This window comes from Neisseria sp. P0009.S007 (assembly GCF_051962515.1).
The window spans coordinates 1-1,292 of sequence record NZ_JBQCVF010000389.1 but is presented as its reverse complement, the minus strand read 5'-3'; the positions used below and the strand labels follow the sequence as shown (position 1 = coordinate 1,292).

Here is a 1,292-nt window from a genome sequence, read left to right as displayed (position 1 = left end):
ATTCAGACCGGTTAACCAGTTGCTGAAATGTGCGAGCCATAAAAACATGGGGCTTCCTTTTTTGTTTTTGTTGTTACAGCGGGCTTATTGCCCAATTAAAAATAAATCGGTATGCCGTCTGAAATTACAGACGGCCTTGTTGAGTAAGATTATTTCTCTACCACGCAAATCGGATAGTTTCCAGGATTCTTTCCGCCGCCCAAATCCAAGCAGGTATCTTCATAGATAAATGCCTGTACTTTCATTCCGGCATAAAATGCGGCAATCAGCAATCCAGCCAATAGTAAAATCTTTTTCATATTTCAGACGGCCTTCTTAAGTTTTATTTTCTTGAGTCTGAAAATAATCCTTGGGATGTAAACAAAACAGGCTATAACAAATTGCAGCGCGAATAATGACATCCGGCCAACTCGCAGTTGAATAATTGACTGTAGTGTAAACGATATACAGAATGCAACTAATTAGCCACAACCTACGCGCCCAATCCTTACCTCTCCATAGACCAACAGCAGTAACCAGCATTAATATGACTTGCACAAGCAAATAAAAATTTCCTAACCAAAACCAAAGTAAACGCCCACTTGTGATTTCGTATGCTCCGCTTATTGTCTCAAATCCTACATTTTCGATGTAAAGCCACACTGTCGCAGGCCATAAAACTGCTGCTACTATTAGTATTAAAACGATAAACTGCAACAGTATAGGTCGTTTTCTTTTCTGCCCCATTTTCAGACAACCTCTTTATCCGTCAGTGCCTCAACCACTTCTTCCATCTTCATAAAGCGTGAGCCTTTGACCAATAAAGTAGCGCGTTCAGGCAAGTCGTGGCTCAACACTTGAATCAGCGGATCTTTATCTGCAAACCACAAACCTTCCGCTCCAAACGTTTCCGCTGCTTCAACGCTGTTGTCGCCGACAAAATACGCGGCCTCGATGCCTTTATCCCGTGCATACGCGCCAACTTCGGCGTGCATGGCGGCGGCTTCATCCTCACCCAATTCACCCATATCACCCATTACAAAAATACGCGGCGCAGGCATAGCGGCGAGCACATCAATGGCGGCTTTCATACTGTCGGGGTTGGCATTATAAGTATCGTCAATCAAAGTTGCATCTTTAATGCCTTGCTTGATATTCAGACGGCCTTTGATATTGCTGAAATTTTTCAGGCCGTCTGAAACTTCGGCAAGGCTCAAACCTGCCGCAAAAGCCAGAGCCGCTGCCGCTACGGCATTATGCACATTGTGGCGGCCGGGGACTGGCAACACCACGGCAACACGTTCATTGCCACG

3 protein-coding genes are annotated in these 1,292 nt (G+C 44.9%); all 3 read right to left on the bottom strand.

The window, feature by feature from the left end; all coding sequences use genetic code 11:
- Positions 1–149: 149 nt before the first annotated feature.
- Positions 150–299, bottom strand: a complete 150-nt coding sequence (locus tag ACTHS3_RS13510) for a hypothetical protein (protein WP_003748282.1) — start codon at positions 297–299, stop codon at positions 150–152.
- A gap of 16 nt (positions 300–315) precedes the next feature.
- The gene (locus ACTHS3_RS13505; protein ID WP_440368196.1) at positions 316–696 is read right to left on the bottom strand and encodes a DUF2127 domain-containing protein; all 381 of its coding nucleotides are present in this window, start codon (positions 694–696) and stop codon (positions 316–318) included.
- A gap of 32 nt (positions 697–728) precedes the next feature.
- A partial coding sequence (locus ACTHS3_RS13500) for a glutamate ligase domain-containing protein (RefSeq protein WP_440368195.1) occupies positions 729–1,292 on the bottom strand: 564 nt, incomplete at its 5' end.

Bases quoted from the DNA above. Each gene is read 5' to 3' on its own strand.
- ACTHS3_RS13510 (WP_003748282.1), bottom strand. From the start codon at position 299: ATGAAAAAGATTTTACTATTGGCTGGATTGCTGATTGCCGCATTTTAT.